Source organism: Streptomyces sp. A 4/2, from assembly GCF_940670765.1.
Classification (GTDB): Bacteria; Actinomycetota; Actinomycetes; order Streptomycetales; family Streptomycetaceae; genus Streptomyces.
Genome location: NZ_CALNVW010000084.1, coordinates 1 through 1,083 on the forward strand (window position 1 = coordinate 1; position 1,083 = coordinate 1,083).

The following is a 1,083-nucleotide window of genomic DNA, read 5'->3' on the forward strand; positions in this document are numbered from 1 at the left end:
TGCCGCCTGGTCGGTGACGTGGCGGCGGGCGGCGTTCAGGGTGCGGGTGAAGGAGATCCGGTCGGGGTCGAGGCCGGCCCGGTGGGCGGTGTCGTGTATGACGTCCCGCAGAGCATGGTGGACCAGGAGAAATCCGTAGATCTCCTGCTCGACACCGTCGGGATACTGCGAGCGCAGGACCAGCTCGCGACCGCCCTGGTGGGTTTTGATCTCGTCGAGGGTGTTCTCGATCTCCCACCTCTGGTGATACAGAGCGGCGAGTTCGACGGCGGGTGCCTGGACCGGATCACGGACAGTGGTGATGAGCCGGTACTCCGTGTCGTCGCCCGGGCCGAGGGTGTACTCGATCACCCGGACCGTGGCCGGGTCACGGCGGGCACGATCACCGGTGGCCACGATCTGGGACAGGTAGGAACCGTCGCCGAGGTGCTCAAGCACCGGGAGCACGATGTTCTTGCGAACCCGCCACAACAGGTCGGCACCTGTTCCGGAAGCTTCCTGCCACAGGTCGAAGCCCGTGATTCCGCGGTCGGCCATTACCAGCATGCCCGGTCCGAGCCGGTCCAACAGCTCAGGAATCAGCTGCTGTTCGTGTCTCGACAGTGGCCCGGTGGCCGCGGCGAACACCGCATGCGTCCCGCACTCCACCAGTGCAGCCACTCGAACCTGCGGATACGCACTCCGCTGCTGGCCCCGGCCCGAACCGGGCCGGCCGAAGAACCCGCCATTGGCTTCGGTATCCGGGACATCGAAGACAGTGCCGTCCACCGCGACCAGCCGCCATTGCCGGTACCAGGCACCGGCCGTATCCTCAGCCGCGACCGGCCGACATACCCGAGCGAACAGCGCCTTCAACGGCTGTGGCCCCAGCCGCCTGCGAGCCCGGGCAATCGCCGCCGTCGTCGGCACCCTCCACGGCTTCTCCCACCGCCGAACCCGCTCCAGCCCCTGCGTCAGCAGCCGGGCCACCTCCTCATACCCCTGCCCGGAGAACAGACACATGGCGAGCACGAAGTACACCACCACCCGGGCAGGCAACAACCGCGACCGCTCTTCTACACGACCGCACTCGACGACCACCTC

Annotated in this window: 1 protein-coding gene; it reads right to left on the reverse strand. The window is 67.6% G+C overall.

Features of this window, described 5'->3' with window-relative positions:
- Window positions 1–1,083, reverse strand: a 1,083-nt coding sequence (locus NBY69_RS37120; protein WP_250306688.1) for an IS4 family transposase, incomplete at both ends; no start/stop codon positions are given.